The 18,914-nt window shown below is 52.7% G+C and carries 1 protein-coding gene (running past one end of the window); it reads right to left on the reverse strand.

The genetic code is table 11. The annotated features are described in order from the left end of the window. A protein-coding gene (locus AB0L18_RS05140) for an SdrD B-like domain-containing protein (RefSeq protein ID WP_367391505.1) crosses the window boundary here: on the reverse strand, positions 1-18,914 show its 3' portion. 10,309 nt of this gene lie beyond the right edge of the window; only the last 18,914 of its 29,223 coding nucleotides appear in the window; its start codon lies beyond the right edge, outside the window; it ends in the stop codon at positions 1-3.

Genomic DNA, 18,914 nt, shown 5'->3' on the forward strand with positions numbered 1-18,914 from the left:
TTAATTCTTCGTTACCATCATTTTGCTGGTCAACTGGTGGTCGCCGTAGGTGAGTTTGTAGAAGTAGAGGCCGTCGCTGAGGCGGCTTACATTCACACGAACTTCGTTACGTCCTTCCATAAAGTTGTCCTTCAAGTTGAACACGCGGCTACCGCGGGCATCGAAGACTTCAATCGTTGCGCTACCCAGTTCTGGCAAGTAGAACGGAATCACCGTCTGCGTATTCGCCGGGTTAGGATAGTTCTGTAGTAACTGAGGCAGATTATTGATCATCGAATCATCGTATCCACCATCAATGGTGCTGCCGTCTCCACCGCCTGGGTTCACGTTGTCACAACCTACGATCGTGATCACTTGGTGGAACTCCGTCATCGACACGTTGCCAGCGGCATCAATGGCCAGGAAGCGACGAGTAATGGTACCGTTGCCAGCGGCATCCAAGTCAAGCACAGGAGCTTGCTCTTCGGCTGCGGCAGAACAGTTGTCAATTACTTCAGGCTCACCAAACAGGGTGCTGAGCTGTGCCGTATTCGTTGGATCGAAGTTGGCAGGCAGATCGTCACACTCTGCGAGTACGTCCGTCAGGCCGGTACAGTATGGTAGGGTCTTATCTTCTACCAGTACATCCAACCAACAGATATTGTAGTTACCGTTCACGTCCGTTACACGCATTTCTACGGTGACGTAAGTGCTGGCGTCACAACAGGTGAATTGTACGTATGGTCCCCATGCACTGTACAGTGGTTCATCGAGGTCTTCACAAGTTTCCTGATCGCGAGCGATCACACGGCGTAGCTCGATACTGGCAATGGCACAGTTGTCGTAGCTTCCGGCATCCACACTTTGTGTGTACAGGCGAGCAAGTCCCCAACCACCCAGCTGAACATTCAGGGCGCCGTTACAGATCGCAACAGGCTCGTCGATGTCCGCTACGCGGATGATACAGTCGCGGGTTCCGGTTACGCCACAGTCATCCGTTACAGTGTAGCGTAGGAAGTAATCTCCCAGGCTCACGTTTTCGAAGACTAGCGGTTGCCCAGCAGCGATGGTTTGCAGTACGGTTCCGAACTGGTTCACCAGTGCTACCGTGAAGGTAATGTCGCCATCACCACAGGCACCACTCACTACTGGAGGCGTCACTACTACCGTAGAAGTACATTCGAACGGATCGGTGCGGTACAGCATGATGTCTTCACCCAGGATGGGGCAGAAGTGATTGCTGGTTGGGCATTCTACCGTCAGGTTGCCATCAGAACATGGTTCCGGAGCAAGTACCAACATCAGGTGAGAACAGTCGCTATTGTCGCAATCCGTCACTTCGAAGATCACATTGCCTCCGCTGATCGGGAATGGTCCTACTACGAATGGTTCGCCGTAAGTTCCGGTAAAGGTCTGGCCACCGATCACGTAAGTGAAGCAGCCTCCGACACCTATGCCATCCGTAGTGATCACTGCGGTGAAGGTGTCATCGGTTCCGTCTAGCGGCGTACCGTTGTCGTTACATACAGAAGGTTCGGCTACACAAGCAATCGCACATGGCTCACCACCACAATCTGGTGCGGTAAACGTCAGGGTAGTCACACAATCGCTGTTTTCCAGATCCTGGAAGTTGATCGTGATCACCGTTCCGGCAGCAGCCGTATAAGTACGTGTTACCGGCGTATTGTAGAAGCCGTTGAAGACGCCGCCCTGGTTATCGGTTGCAAACCAACCTACACCGTTGTTGGTGCCCGTCAACTGGAAGCTTACCGTAAACTCATCACCATTGTCGGTACAAGTCGGGCCACTTAGCAGTTGAGCGTTGATCGCACATACTGGCGTTGAACAAGGATCTACTGGATCAAGTACCACACCAGCGGCACAGTCAGCCAAACAAGCATCGCGGAATACCAGGCCATGGCTTGCACCATCCGCAGGTACCGTAATCGTACTTCCAGCGTCACCGTAAGTTCCCGTGTACACCAGTACACCGTCCAGTAACACTTGGTAGTTCGCACAACCTTCCTGCGTTGTTGGTGCAGTAAAGCTGAGGCTGTAGAAGTCATCCGTGCTATCATCCGCCGTGCCGTTGTCGTTACAGCTGCCTACCTGCGTAATGGTACCAGGCTCCAGCGTACATTCAACGAAACAAGGAGGCACAGGTGCTAATACTACGCTTCTGGCACAGTTGGCCGAACAGGCATCGCGGAAGGTGATCGTATGGCTAGCGTTATCTGCTGGCACCAAGATCGTACTTCCTCCATCTCCCGTCGTTCCGGTGTAGACAAGTGCACCATCCAATAGGATCTGGTATTCTCCACAACCATTCGTAATGACTGGTGAGGTGAAGGTCACAGGATATTGGAAGATGTTTTCGTTCTCCACACAAGAGCCCAGGGTGAGTGTACCTGGCTGAATGTTACAAGGCTCAGGTTCACCACAGAAGCCAGCATCAATGGTCAGGTCTACAGAGCTCGACATCAACATGAAGGTCGTTGTCATTCCGTTGTTACCTGCATCACTGTCGATGCCATCGTTGCCGCCCTGGTTGGCAGGTGCGTAGTCGTAGCCTGCAGGCTCAGAGAAGGTCACCTTGTAGTTGAATCCTGCAGGCAGGTTCGTGAACAGGTAAGCACCGTTCTCATCCGTCACGGTAGTTGCCGTTACGGGGTTGCCGTTCATATCGGTTCCGGTAATGGTAACGATTACACCGGCCAGGCCGAGTTCGCCGTTGTCCTGAATACCGTCACAGTCTGCATCGATCCAGACGAAGTTTCCTACTACCGCCTGGCCGTTGTTACGGATCAGTACACTACACGTTGGATCTTCTGAATCCGCGATGGTTGCTGCAAAGTCCGAGTTGGCATCGATACCCGGGATGGTTACCGTTTGGCCGTAAGGATACGTCTGGTTCATGCCCATCATGTTGGTGATCGTCCAGAAGCCGCTGTTCGCGCCACTGTTGGTCGCCGTGATGACGAGGTCGTAAGTATCATCCGTATGGTCTAGTGGTGTACCGTTGTCATTGTAGACGAAGGTTACACTAGTCGCAATCTCACATGGCAGTTCACTACAAGGACCAACCGCAGGTAGCGTAGTGCTCGCAGCACAAGTTGGATCAGTAGCATCGCGCCAGGTTAGGGTGTGCGTCTGGCCATCGGCAGGTACGTTGATCGTACCACCTGTACCATAGTTGTTCGTCGCAACAACTGCACCATCCAGCAATAGCTGGTATTGCGTACCTACAGGGTTGCTCACGTTTGGAGCACTGTAAGTAAGGGTGTAGAAGTCGTCGGCACCCGTATTGTCCGTATTGTTATCGTTACATGGTCCTTGCGTGAACGTACCTACCAGCATGCTACAATCAGGTGTAGAACATGGTTGTACCGCTGGAAGCGTTGCACTGGCAGCACAGGTTGCATCGGTAGCATCACGCCAGGTCAGAATGTGAATCTGTCCGTCTGATGGTACATTGATTGTTCCACCCGTACCGTAGTTGTTCGTCGCAACAACTGCACCATCCAGCAATAGCTGGTATTGCGTACCTACAGGGTTGCTCACGTTTGGAGCACTGTAAGTAAGGGTGTAGAAGTCATCAGCAGTGGTATCTCCTGTTCCATTATCGTTACATGGTCCTTGCTGGAAGGTACCAACAACCATGCTACATGGATCAGGATCAGAACACTCCGTAGGAGGAATCACCTGGATCGTCGTACGACAAGTGATGTACGTATTGTCAACGATGTTGATCGTACGTGGTCCTTCGCTGATCAGGTAGGGCCCTAAGACCACCGGTGCACCGTAGGCACCTCCTGGCAGGAAGTTACCGTTGCCCAGTGAAATACGCCAGCCCGTGTTGGAGAAGTTTCCAAGAGGTTGTACGCTCACTGTTACGTAGTAAACATCGTCGTCAGGATTTGCAGTACCAAGGTTATCACACACGGGTGCTTGCTGGGTAGCCGTCAGTAGACAGCCATCAGAACAAGTTCCTGGTGCTTGCAGCATAATGGTCGCTTGACAGTCGTCGGTTACCCGATCCATGATCGTAAGTGAGTGGTTGCCCGCTGAGATCGGATAAGGTCCGAATTCGTGAAGACCATAGTAGCCGGTGTTGTCACCTTCTGGACGACCTTCGTCATCCGTGATCCAACCCTGGAAGGAAGCGTTGTCGCCAGTGATGTTCACCCATGCGTAGAACACATCGTCGCTAGGATCCCAGTCGGTACCGTTCGGATCACAAGTGATGTACTCCACATCAAGGTTGATGCTACATTCCTGTGAACATGACTCGTCTGGAACATTCAGTACCAGCGTACCTTGACCACAGCTAGGATTCTCCACATCAGTTACCGTCAGGATGATGCTGGTTCCTCCGTATAACGTGTAGCTGTAAGGGCCAAAGTCTACGAAGGTGTTCGGAGAGAATCCGTAGTTACCGAAGTAAACGTTGCCGTACTGGTCTTCTGCACGCCATCCTTGGCTACCGACGTTCACACCGTTCACATTGACTGTGAAGATGAAGGCGTCGTCATCAGCAGTATTGGTTTCACCACCGATACATTCCACCGTCTGTGGCTCTGTAACCGTGATGATACAATCATCAGAACAAGTGGCCTCTGGTGTGGTCGTAGAGATGAAGGTGCTACAAGCGCCATCTTCACTATCGGTGATGGTGATGATAATTTGATCACCTTCACTACCAGAGATGCTGTAAGGTCCGAAGACAAAGTCTACACCGTAAGCACCCGTCCATGTGTTACCACGGCTGTCGGTTGCGGTCCAGCTACCAGAAGCGTTCAGGCCAGTTACCTGAGCGATCACTTCAAAGAAGTCATCATTCGGGTTGGTTGGCGTGCCGTTGTCCTGACAGCTTGTCGGAGCAAACTCTACGGTCAACATACATGGAGGCATGACGCCTGCATCGTCACCGTCATCTTCATCGTTCGGATCTTGCGTACCGTCAGGGTCTTCGCTACCGATTCCGTTACCCGGATTCGTATCAGCGCCGTTGCCTGGCGTAGAGTCGCTATCGTACTGGTCAGCGGCAGCGATTTCTGCTACGTTCACGTAGTCAACGCCTGCACCTGGTGCCTGTACCGTAGCGGTGAAGCTTACAGACTGCTGTTGGCCAACCGCGAGGTTGATACCCGTCCAAGTAATTACGTTGCCGTTAACTGAGCCACCACTTGTGATGTTGCCGATGTTGCTGTATCCGTTAGGAACGACATCTTCCACTTCAACGTTGGTTGCATTCTGAGGACCGTCGTTGGTTACCGTGATGGTGAAGGTTACTACATCACCCACGTCAGGTGTGTCGTTGTTCACCGTTTTGATGAGGGAGAGGTCGGCCGTTGGCACATCACCACACACATCATCCACCAAGTCAGGGTTACCGTCGTTGTTCAGATCAAGCTCAGCGCGGTTGTACAAGCCTTGTCCAGGCTCGCTACCGTTGCCACCACTTGGGTCTGCACAAGCTGTATATACATTGTCGCCGCCATCGGTAGAGCCTGCGCTCAGGTCGAGTTCCGCAACAAAGTCAATCGTATAAGTATGGGTTGCTCCCGCAGCAATGCTCTGGTTTGTGGCCAAAGTCAATGGTGTAGGATCACCAGTAAAGCTTCCGGAAATAGCAGGACCACCTTGCTGGATCAGGAATCCACCACCCAGGATGATGACATCATCATCGAAGGCTGGAACATCCACTAATCCGTAAGTACCGGTTGCACCACCGTTGTTGGTCACAACAATCTGGTAGCTCACCCCGAAGGTACCGTCACCGTTATCGGTTACACCCAGCAGGCCTTTATCCAGGGTGATATTGGGCAAGTCGCCACAAGCATCATCCTCAAGATCGAAGTCGCCGTCGCCGTCAACATCGAGTTGAGCCAGGTTGTACAAGCCTTCACCAGGGTTGATACCGCCGTTATCGCCAGACTCACCACAAGCAGTGTACACATTGTCACCACCGTCGTTGTCATTGGCATCACCGCTCAAGTCGAGGGTAACGTTGAAGCTCAGGTTGTAAACATGGGTAGCACCAGCTGCAATTGCTTCGTTGGTTGCCAGTGTATTCACACCGTCAATCAAGCTACCGTTGTTCTGGCCGCTGAACGAACCACTGTTGATGGTGATATCATCATCGAAGCCAGGCGTATCCGTCAGGGTGTAGTTACCTGTTGCACCACCATCGTTGGCCACCGTTACGGTATAGGTTACCGTGTAAGTACCGTTCGCGTTGATGGTTGTCGTACCGAAGTTTTTCACGATGGTGAGGTTCGGCAGATCACCACAGGCATCATCTTCCAAGTCAGGCGTACCGTCGTTGTTGATGTCCAACTGAGCCAGGTTGTACAATCCTTCACCAGGGTTGCTGCCAGGACCGGTGCCAGACTCACCACAAGCAGTGTACACATTGTCACCACCGTCAGTAGAGTTTGCAGACAGGTCGAGGCTTACGTTGAAGCTCAGGTTGTAAACATGGGTAGCACCAGCGGCAATGGCTTCGTTGGTTGCCAGTGTGTTCACACCGTCGATCAAGCTACCACTGTTCTGGCCGCTGAAGGAACCACTGTTGATGGTTACATCATCGTCGAAGCCTGGGGTATCCGTAAGCGTGTAGCTACCTGTTGCACCACCGTTGTTGGCCACCGTTACCGTATAAGTTACGGTGTAGGTGCCGTCGCCGTTGGCGGTTGTTGATCCAAAGTCTTTGACCATGGTCAAGTTTGGCAGATCACCACAGGCATCATCTTGCAGATCGGTATCACCGTCACCATCTGTATCCGCTTGTGCCAGGTTGTACAAGCCATTGCCAGGGGTACCGTTGCCGTTAGGGCCACCAGTTCCACAAGCATTGTAAACATCATCACCACCATCGTTCAAGGTACCGGTAAGATCCAGTACTACATCGAAGCCAAGGGTGTAAATGTGCGTATTTCCAGCAGTAAGCGTCTTCGTACCAAAGTCAATAGGCACAGGAGGTGCTCCCTGGAATGCAGGGCCATTGCCGATGCCACCATTAACGTCTACGAAGGTGTAGTCCCAAGCCGTAATCGTCACATCGTCTTCAAACAATGGAGAATCCGTCAAGGTGTATTGGCCATCAGCACCACCGTTGTTCACCATCGTAATGGTGTAAACTACGCGGTAGCTGCCGTCAGGCTGAATTTCTGTAGAAACCAGCTCCTTCACCAGGGTGATGTTTGGCAAGTCGCCACAAGCATCATCCTCTACATCGAAGTCGCCGTCGCCGTCAACATCCAGTTGAGCCAGGTTGTACAGGCCTTCACCAGGGTTGCTGCCAGGGCCGTTGCCAGCTTCGCTACAAGCGGTGTACTCATTGTCACCACCGTCGTTATCGTTGGCATCACCACTCAAGTCAAGGGTTACGTTGAAGCTCAGGTTGTACGTGTGCGTTCCTCCGGCAGCAATTGCTTCGTCGGTTGCCAGCGTATTGGCACCTGCGCTCAGTGTACCACTGTTCTGACCCGTGAACGAGCCACTGTTAATCGTAATATCATCATCGAATCCAGGCGTATCCTGCAGGCTGTATTCGCCTTCAGCACCACCCGTATTCGTTACAATTACATTGTATAGTACGGTGTAAGTACCATCACCGTTAGGCGTAGCAGACACGAAGTCTTTCACCATATCGATGTTGGGTAGATCACCACATGCATCATCCTCGATATCAGGCGTACCATCATTGTTGGTATCCAACTGAGCGAGGTTGTATAGTCCCTGACCCGGTGTGCTACCAGGACCGTTACCCACTACGCCACAAGGGGTGTACTCATTGTCACCACCATCCGTAGAGTTAGCAGAAAGGTCACGGCTTACGTTCACCGTAATGGTGTAGATGTCGGTACCAAAGGTCGTAATGAACTGATCATCAGCCAGGGTCCAAGGACCGCTACCGGCCAAGGCTCCACCAGCGTTACCAGCCGCAGTGGTGGTGTAGCTAGCGCTGGTGATCGTAATGTCATCATCAAACCCAGGAACATCGTTCAGGTCGTAAGTCGTCGCACCACCCGTATTGGTTACCGTTACCTGGTAGGTTACTACAAACTGCTCATTACCTAGTGATGTTACCGAAACAAGGTCTTTCACCATGTCCAGTTCAGGATCGCGAACGATACCTGCATCCAGGTCTTCGTAGTTATCACCGTAGTCCAGAGTTACTGTTTCCGTCATGCCGTTCATGGCAGGATCAGCGTCAGAATCCGTTGCTTCGTTACCACCTGCGTTCAGGTCCGTGAAGGTAAAGCCAGTAGGTAGTACAAATGCTACGGAGTAGGTGCCAGGCGTTAGTTCAGTGAATAGGTACTCACCGTTTGGTCCGGTTTCCTGCGTGTCGATGATATTACCATCTTCGTCTTTCAGGTTCACCGTTACTCCTTCTACACCAGGCTCACCATCGTCCTGGATGCCATCAGCGTCGTAATCTTCCCATACGAAGTCACCGATAGAAGCACACAAGTTCTGGTTCACCGTGACTGTCCATTCGTCGTTGTTTGACGCATTGCCGATAAAGAACTCATCACCGGTTACTGGGTCAACGTACCAGATTTCAGCCATATCCTGGGCGAAGTTGGTCGTTGTTTCAAAGTACGTCAGTGCATAGTTCCAAACGAATTCCTGATCAGATGCACCATCGTTGTTGTTATCGATGAAGTCAACAAAGCTGTTGCCATCAGGATCACTGTTTGCATCGAAGTACTGATCATAAGGAACCAGGTCATCAGGCAGGTTAGAATCCTCCACGCTCATGTAGCGTAGTTGAATTCCTTCCGTACCACCGAGGATACGCATGGTCAGTGAGAAGTTTACTTCTTCACCAGCACAGATTTCCTCACGGTCACCTTCTTTATCGATGTTGATAAAGACACCCGTGTAGTTAGATGGATCCGTATCGTCTACTTCATCACCCGTTGGGTCACCATTCACATCAACAGGCTGTGCCGTTACGGTAGCATTGTTGGTATAGCGTCCGCGTATTGCGGTACCTGTCAGGGTCAAGGTTTCAGAAGCACCGGCAGCAAGGAATGGAATGGTTCCAACCAAGCCTTCCTGGTCATCCACTACTTCCACATTCGTCAGATCAAGGGTACCGGTGTTGGTTACCACGTACGTCCAGGTTACGGTTGGCGCAACATTGGGTACGATGATGAACACACCAGGTGCGGTATCAGCGTCCTGTCCGTTGGTTGCCTTCTCAATATCCACAGAAGCTGTCTGACTAACAGGTATTACTTCGTCATCCTGATCGTCTTCGCTCGGTACATCATTGTTTGGCGTAGAGTCGGTGTCATCACCATCATCTTCGGTGATTTCCGCCTCATTCGTCAGGCTGAAGCCTTGGAAGTCAGCAGCGATCGTGTACGTCACTTCGAAGCTCACACTTGCACCTTGGGCCAAGCTTGCGATTACGAAGGTGCCGTCTCCGTTGTTGGTTACTCCCGCAGGTACGTTGGCACCAGCGAAAGTGAAGCCAGCTTCTGGGCGATCCGTTACTTCTACGTTGCTAGCGTTCAAGCTACCTTCGTTCGTAACCGTGATCGTGAACGTCACGTCGTCTCCTTGGGCGAATGGTCCTGCACTTAGCAGGTCTTTCGTCAAGGCGAGATCATACGTCTGCTGGATCTGGATCGTCTCATCGTCCTGGTCGTCTTCGCTCGGTACGTCGTTGTCTGGCGTAGAGTCGGTGTCATCACCATCATCTTCGGTGATTTCCGCTTCGTTCGTCAGGCTCGTACCCTGGAAGGTTGCGCCAATGGTGTACGTCACTTCGAAGCTTACGCTTGCGCCTTGGGCCAAGCTTGCGATTACGAAGGTGCCGTCGTTGTTATCGGTTACTCCCGCAGGTACGTTGGCACCAGCGAAAGTGAAGCCAGCTTCTGGGCGATCCGTTACTTCTACGTTGCTAGCGTTCAAGCTACCTTCGTTCGTAACTGTGATCGTGAACGTTACATCGTCTCCCTGGGCGAATGGTCCTGCACTTAGCAGGTCTTTCGTCAAGGCGAGATCGTACGTCTGCTCGATCTGGATCGTCTCATCGTCCTGGTCGTCTTCGCTTGGTACGTCGTTGTCTGGCGTAGAGTCGGTGTCATCACCATTATCGGTGGTGATTTCCGCTTCGTTGCTCAGGCTCGTACCCTGGAAGGTTGCGCCAATGGTGTACGTCACTTCGAAGCTCACGCTTGCACCTTGGGCCAAGCTTGCGATTACGAAGGTGCCGTCGTTGTTATTGGTTACTCCCGCAGGTACGTTGGCACCAGCGAAAGTGAAGCCAGTTTCTGGGCGATCCGTTACCTCTACGTTGCTAGCATTCAAGCTACCTTCGTTCGTAACTGTGATTGTGAACGTCACATCGTCTCCCTGGGCGAATGGTCCTGCACTTAGCAGGTCTTTCGTCAAGGCGAGATCGTACGTCTGCTCGATCTGGATCGTCTCATCGTCCTGGTCGTCTTCGCTCGGTACGTCGTTGTCTGGCGTGGAGTCGGTGTCATCACCATCATCTTCGGTGATTTCCGCTTCGTTGCTCAGGCTCGTACCCTGGAAGGTTGCGCCAATGGTGTACGTCACTTCGAAGCTCACGCTTGCGCCTTGGGCCAAGCTTGCGATTACGAAGGTGCCGTCGTTGTTATCGGTTACTCCCGCAGGTACGTTGGCACCAGCGAAAGTGAAGCCAGCTTCTGGGCGATCCGTTACTGCTACGTTGCTAGCGTTCAAGCTACCTTCGTTCGTAACTGTGATCGTGAACGTCACGTCGTCTCCCTGTGTGAATGGTCCCGCACTTAGCAGGTCTTTCGTCAAGGCTAGGTCGTATGTCTGCTCGATCTGGATCGTCTCATCGTCCTGGTCGTCTTCGCTTGGTACGTCATTGTCTGGCGTAGAGTCGGTGTCATCACCATCATCTTCGGTGATTTCCGCCTCGTTGCTCAGGCTCGTACCCTGGAAGGTTGCGCCAATGGTGTACGTCACTTCGAAGCTCACACTTGCACCTTGGGCCAAGCTTGCGATTACGAAGGTGCCGTCTCCGTTGTTGGTTACTCCTGCAGGTACGTTGGCACCAGCGAAAGTGAAGCCAGCTTCTGGGCGATCCGTTACTTCTACGTTGCTAGCGTTCAAGCTACCTTCGTTCGTAACTGTGATCGTGAACGTCACGTCGTCTCCTTGGGCGAATGGTCCTGCACTGAGCAGGTCTTTCGTCAAGGCGAGATCATACGTCTGCTCGATCTGGATCGTCTCATCGTCCTGGTCGTCTTCGCTCGGTACGTCGTTGTCTGGCGTAGAGTCGGTGTCATCACCATCATCTTCGGTGATTTCCGCTTCGTTGCTCAGGCTTGTACCCTGGAAGGTTGCGCCAATGGTGTACGTCACTTCGAAGCTCACACTTGCGCCTTGGGCCAAGCTTGCGATTACGAAAGTGCCGTCGTTGTTGTTGGTTACTCCCGCAGGTACGTTGGCACCAGCGAAGGTGAAGCCAGCTTCTGGGCGATCCGTTACTTCTACGTTGCTAGCGTTCAAGCTACCTTCGTTCGTAACCGTGATCGTGAACGTTACATCGTCTCCCTGTGCGAATGGTCCTGCACTTAGCAGGTCTTTCGTCAAGGCGAGATCGTATGTCTGCTCGATCTGGATCGTCTCATCGTCCTGGTCGTCTTCGCTTGGTACGTCGTTGTCTGGCGTGGAGTCGGTGTCATCACCATCATCTTCGGTGATTTCCGCTTCGTTCGTCAGGCTCGTACCCTGGAAGGTTGCGCCAATGGTGTACGTCACTTCGAAGCTTACGCTTGCTCCTTGGGCCAAGCTTGCGATTACGAAGGTGCCGTCGTTGTTATCGGTTACTCCCGCAGGTACGTTGGCACCAGCGAAAGTGAAGCCAGCTTCTGGGCGATCCGTTACTTCTACGTTGCTAGCGTTCAAGCTACCTTCGTTCGTAACTGTGATCGTGAACGTTACATCGTCTCCCTGGGCGAATGGTCCTGCACTTAGCAGGTCTTTCGTCAAGGCTAGGTCGTATGTCTGCTCGATCTGGATCGTCTCATCGTCCTGGTCGTCTTCGCTCGGTACGTCGTTGTCTGGCGTAGAGTCGGTGTCATCACCATCATCTTCGGTGATTTCCGCCTCGTTGCTCAGGCTCGTACCCTGGAAGGTTGCGCCAATGGTGTACGTCACTTCGAAGCTCACACTTGCACCTTGGGCCAAGCTTGCGATTACGAAGGTGCCGTCTCCGTTGTTGGTTACTCCTGCAGGTACGTTGGCACCAGCGAAAGTGAAGCCAGCTTCTGGGCGATCCGTTACTTCTACGTTGCTAGCGTTCAAGCTACCTTCGTTCGTAACTGTGATCGTGAACGTCACGTCGTCTCCTTGGGCGAATGGTCCTGCACTGAGCAGGTCTTTCGTCAAGGCGAGATCATACGTCTGCTCGATCTGGATCGTCTCATCGTCCTGGTCGTCTTCGCTCGGTACGTCGTTGTCTGGCGTAGAGTCGGTGTCATCACCATCATCTTCGGTGATTTCCGCTTCGTTGCTCAGGCTCGTACCCTGGAAGGTTGCGCCAATGGTGTACGTCACTTCGAAGCTCACGCTTGCTCCTTGGGCCAAGCTTGCGATTACGAAGGTGCCGTCGTTGTTATCGGTTACTCCCGCAGGTACGTTGGCACCAGCGAAAGTGAAGCCAGCTTCTGGGCGATCCGTTACTTCTACATTACTAGCGTTCAAGCTACCTTCGTTCGTAACTGTGATCGTGAACGTCACGTCGTCTCCCTGGGCGAATGGTCCTGCACTGAGCAGGTCTTTCGTCAAGGCGAGATCGTACGTCTGTTCGATCTGGATCGTCTCATCGTCCTGGTCGTCTTCGCTTGGTACGTCGTTGTCTGGCGTAGAGTCGGTGTCATCACCATCATCTTCGGTGATTTCCGCTTCGTTGCTCAGGCTTGTGCCTTGGAAGGTTGCGCCAATGGTGTACGTCACTTCGAAGCTTACGCTTGCGCCTTGAAGCAGGTTCGCGATTACGAAGGTACCGTCACCGTTGTTGGTTACACCAGCAGGTACGTTCGCACCAGCGAAAGTGAAGCCAGCTTCTGGGCGATCCGTTACTGCTACGTTGCTAGCGTTCAAGCTACCTTCGTTCGTAACTGTGATCGTGAACGTTACATCGTCTCCCTGGGCGAATGGTCCTGCACTTAGCAGGTCTTTCGTCAAGGCGAGGTCGTACGTCTGATTTACTTCAATTTCCTCATCATCCTGATCATCTTCGTTCGGGTCCTCGTTGTCTGGCGTAGAGTCGGTGTCATCACCATTATCGGTGGTGATTTCTGCTACGTTGCGCAAGCTCGTACCCTGGAAGGTTGCATTGATGGTCGTTTTAACCACAAAGGTTACCGTCTCATCAACATCCAGGCTAGGAATAGTATAAGTACCGTCGCCGTTATCAACTACAGCTGTGCCATTGGCATCAAAACCTGTAATCGTTAAGCCAGCAGGTACACGGTCTGTAACAATTACGTTGGTTGCCAATTGGCTGCCTTCGTTTGTTACTGTAATATTAAAGTCAACTGGACTGTTCTGGGCGTATGGGCCAGGGGTACCATCATTGATATCCTTGGTCAAAGCCAGATCGTAGGTCGTAAGACCAGCATCCAGATCTTCGTTGTTATCACCTGATTCGAGGGTAACAGTTTCGGTCATACCGTCCATGGCAGGATCAGCATCTGAATCCAACGCTTCGTTACCACCTGCGTTCAGGTCAGCAAACTCGTAGCCAGTAGGAAGTACAAACTGTACGCTGTACTCTCCTGGTGTTAAGCCAGTGAAGGAGTAAGCACCAGTGCCATCGGTCGTTGTCATGTCGATGATGTTGCCATCAGCGTCTTTCAAGTTAACCGTTACACCTTCCACTCCTGGTTCACCAGCATCCTGGATACCATTACCATTAAGGTCTTCGAAGACGAAGTCACCAAGTGAAGCCAATTGGTAGTAACCAGCATCGTTGGTATCATCATTCTCACCGCTCGTCAGGGTAATTGTACCGGTCTGACCAGTGGCCTCGTTGGCATCACTGTCTAGCGTATCGTCGCCACCTTCGTTCGCTGGGCTTGCTTCGAAGCCAGCAGGGGCAGTGAACTTAACGATATAATCGCCAGGCGTAAGGTTGGTGAACTCGTAGAAGCCTACGCCGTTCGTCGTCGTCTGGTCCAGCATGTTGCCATCACCATCCAACAACATCACCGTTACGCCTTCGATGCCAGGCTCGCCAGCATCCTGGATACCGTCAGCATCCAGGTCTTCCCATACGAAGTCACCTAAAGAAGCATCGCCGTAGAAACCAGCGTCGTTCGTAGGATCGTTCTCGCCGCTAACCAGGTTGATGATGCCGGTTTGACCGGTGGTCTCATCTGCATCACTGTCTAGCGAGTCATCACCACCTTCGTTCGCAGGACTAGCATTCAAGCCGGCAGGGGCAGTAAACTTAACGATGTAATCGCCAGGCGTAAGGCCGGTGAACTCGTAGAAGCCTACGCCGTTCGTCGTCGTTTGATCCAGCATGTTACCATCGCCATCCAACAACATTACCGTTACCCCTTCGATGCCTTCTTCACCAGCATCCTGGATACCGTCTGCGTCAACGTCTAACCAGACGAAGTCGCCTAAAGAAGCAGGCTGGTAAAGACCTCCATCCAGGTCTTCGTTATTATCGCCAGACTCCAACACTACGCTCTCCGTCATACCATCCATGGCAGGATCGGCATCTGAGTCCGTAGCTTCGTTGCCTGTCGCATTCAAATTCGTGTATTCGTAACCAGTAGGCAAGACAAACTGTACGCTGTACTCGCCTGGTGTCAAGCCAGTGAATTCGTAGGCACCAGTGCCATCGGTCGTCGTCATGTCGATGATGTTGCCATCAGCGTCTTTCAGGTTAACCGTTACACCTTCTACACCGGGCTCGCCAGCATCTTGCTCGCCGTCACCATCGGTATCTTCCCATACAAAATCACCCAAGCTTGCAGGCTGGTAGAAACCAGCGTCGTTCGTATTGTCAATTTCTCCCGTTGAGAGGTTGATAATACCCGTCTGACCGGTGGCCTCGTTAGCGTCACTGTCCAGTGCATCGTCGCCACCTTCATTGGCAGGGCTTGCTTCGAAGCCAGCAGGGGCAGTGAACTTAACGATGTAATCGCCAGGGGTAAGATCAGTAAACTCGTAGAAGCCTACGCCGTTCGTCGTCGTCTGGTCCAGCATGTTGCCATCGCCATCCAACAACATCACCGTTACTCCTTCGATACCAGGCTCGCCAGCATCCTGGATGCCGTCGGCGTCCAGGTCTTCCCATACGAAGTTGCCTAGAGCAGCATCGCCGTAGAAACCAGCGTCGTTCGTAGGATCGTTCTCGCCGCTAACCAGGTTGATGATGCCCGTCTGACCGGTCATCTCGTCAGCATCACTATCCAGTGCATCGTCGCCACCTTGGTTGGCAGGGCTTGCGTTCAAGTCGGCAGGGGCAGTGAACTTAACGATGTAATCGCCAGGCGTAAGACCGGTGAACTCGTAGAAGCCTACGCCGTTCGTCGTCGTCTGGTCCAGCATATTGCCATCACCATCCAATAACATCACCGTTACGCCCTCGATGCCTTCTTCACCAGCATCCTGGATACCGTCAGCATCGGCGTCTAACCAGACGAAGTCGCCTAGGCTAGCAGGCTGGTAAAGACCTCCATCTAGGTCTTCGTTATTATCGCCAGACTCCAACACTACACTCTCCGTCATACCATCCATGGCAGGATCGGCATCTGAGTCCGTAGCTTCGTTGCCTGTCGCATTCAAATTCGTGTATTCGTAACCCGCAGGTAGTACAAACTGTACGCTGTACTCGCCTGGTGTCAAGCCAGTGAACTCGTAGGCACCAGTGCCATCGGTCGTCGTCATGTCGATGATGTTGCCATCAGCGTCTTTCAGGTTAACCGTTACACCTTCTACACCGGGCTCGCCAGCATCTTGCTCGCCGTCACCGTCGGTGTCTTCCCATACGAAATCGCCCAAGCTCGCAGGCTGGTAGAACGCTGCATCGTTGGTGTCGTCGTTCTCTCCGCTCGTCAGGGTAATTGTACCCGTCTGACCAGTGGTCTCATCTGCATCACTGTCCAGGGTATCGTCGCCACCTTCATTGGCAGGGCTTGCTTCGAAGCCGGCAGGTGCAGTGAACTTAACGATGTAATCGCCAGGCGTAAGACCTGTGAACTCGTAGAAGCCTACGCCGTTCGTCGTCGTCTGGTCCAGCATGTTGCCATCGCCATCCAACAACATCACTGTTACGCCTTCGATGCCAGGCTCGCCTGCATCTTGGATACCGTCTGCATCAAGGTCTTCCCATACGAAATCACCCAAGCTTGCAGGCTGGTAGAAACCAGCGTCGTTCGTATTGTCAATTTCTCCCGTTGAGAGGTTGATTACACCCGTCTGACCAGTGGCTTCGTTAGCGTCACTGTCCAGGGTATCGTCGCCACCTTGGTTGGCAGGGCTTGCTTCAAAGCCAGCAGGTGCAGTGAACTTAACGATGTAATCGCCAGGCGTAAGGTTGGTGAACTCGTAGAAGCCTACGCCGTTCGTCGTCGTCTGGTCTAGCATGTTGCCATCGCCATCCAACAACATTACCGTTACGCCTTCGATGCCAGGCTCGCCTGCATCTTGGATACCATCAGCGTCCAGGTCTTCCCATACGAAGTTGCCTAAAGCAGCATCGCCGTAGAAACCAGCGTCGTTCGTAGGATCGTTCTCGCCGCTAACCAGGTTGATGATGCCGGTTTGGCCGGTGGTCTCATCTGCATCACTATCCAGTGCATCGTCGCCACCTTGGTTGGCAGGGCTTGCGTTCAAGCCGGCAGGGGCAGTGAACTTAACGATGTAATCGCCAGGCGTAAGACCGGTGAACTCGTAGAAGCCTTCGCCGTTCGTCGTCGTCTGGTCCAGCATATTGCCATCACCATCCAATAACATTACCGTTACCCCTTCGATGCCTTCTTCACCAGCATCCTGGATACCGTCTGCATCTGCATCTAACCAGACGAAGTCGCCTAGGCTAGCAGGCTGGTAAAGACCTCCATCCAGGTCTTCGTTATTATCGCCAGACGCCAACACTACACTCTCCGTCATACCATCCATGGCAGGATCGGCATCTGAGTCCGTAGCTTCGTTGCCTGTCGCATTCAAATTCGTGTATTCGTAACCCGCAGGTAGTACAAACTGTACGCTGTACTCGCCTGGTGTCAAGCCAGTGAACTCGTAGGCACCAGTGCCATCGGTCGTCGTCATGTCGATGATGTTGCCATCAGCGTCTTTCAGGTTAACCGTTACACCTTCTACACCGGGCTCGCCAGCATCTTGCTCGCCGTCACCATCGGTGTCTTCCCATACGAAATCGCCCAAGCTTGCAGGCTGGTAGAACGCTGCATCGTTGGTGTCATCGTTCTCTCCGCTCGTCAGGGTAATGGTACCCGTCTGACCAGTGGTCTCATCTGCATCACTGTCCAGGGTATCGTCACCACCTTCATTGGCAGGACTTGCTTCGAAGCCGGCAGGTGCGGTGAACTTAACGATGTAATCGCCAGGTGTAAGACCGGTGAACTCGTAGAAGCCAACGCCGTTCGTCGTCGTCTGGTCCAGCATGTTGCCATCGCCATCCAACAACATCACTGTTACCCCTTCGATGCCAGGCTCGCCAGCATCTTGGATACCGTCGGCATCAAGGTCTTCCCATACGAAATCACCCAAGCTTGCAGGCTGGTAGAAACCAGCGTCGTTCGTATTGTCAATTTCTCCCGTTGAGAGGTTGACTACACCCGTCTGACCAGTGGCCTCGTTGGCGTCACTGTCCAGTGTATCGTCGCCACCTTCATTAGCAGGGCTTGCTTCGAAGCCGGCAGGAGCAGTGAACTTAACGATGTAATCGCCAGGTGTAAGGTTGGTGAACTCGTAGAAGCCTACGCCGTTCGTCGTCGTCTGGTCTAGCATGTTGCCATCGCCATCCAACAACATCACCGTTACGCCTTCGATGCCAGGCTCGCCAGCATCTTGGATACCGTCGGCATCAAGGTCTTCCCATACGAAGTTGCCTAGAGCAGCATCGCCGTAGAAACCAGCGTCGTTCGTAGGATCGTTCTCGCCGCTAACCAGGTTGATGATGCCGGTTTGACCGGTGGTCTCATCTGCATCACTGTCTAGCGTGTCATCACCACCTTCATTCGCAGGGCTTGCGTTCAAGCCGGCAGGTGCAGTGAACTTAACGATGTAATCGCCAGGCGTAAGGCCGGTGAACTCGTAGAAGCCTACGCCGTTCGTCGTCGTTTGGTCTAGCATATTGCCATCACCATCCAATAACATCACCGTTACGCCCTCGATGCCTTCTTCACCAGCATCCTGGATACCGTCTGCATCTGCGTCTAACCAGACGAAGTCGCCTAGGCTAGCAGGCTGGTAGAAACCAGCATCATTGGTATTATCATATTCACCAGCAGCCAGGTTAATGGTACCTGTTTGGCCAGTGGTTTCATTGGCGTCACTATCAAGCGCATCATCACCGCCTTCGTTTGCAGGACTTGCTTCGAAGCCAGCAGGAGCAGTGAACTTAACGATGTAATCGCCAGGAATTAATTCAAGGAATTGGTAGAAACCTACGCCGTTCGTCGTTGTCTGGTCCAGCATATTGCCATCACCATCTAACAACATTACCGTTACTCCTTCGATGCCGGGCTCGCCAGCATCTTGGATACCGTCGGCATCAAGATCTTCCCAAACAAAGTCGCCCAAGCCAGCACATAAATCCTGGTTAACCGTAACGGTTACCGCGTCCATGTTCATGGCGTTGCCTACCAAAAATTCATCACCAGTAACAGGATCAACGTACCAAACTTCTGCCATGTCTTCGGCTTCGT

The organism is Lewinella sp. LCG006 (assembly GCF_040784935.1).
Taxonomy (GTDB): domain Bacteria; phylum Bacteroidota; class Bacteroidia; order Chitinophagales; family Saprospiraceae; genus Lewinella.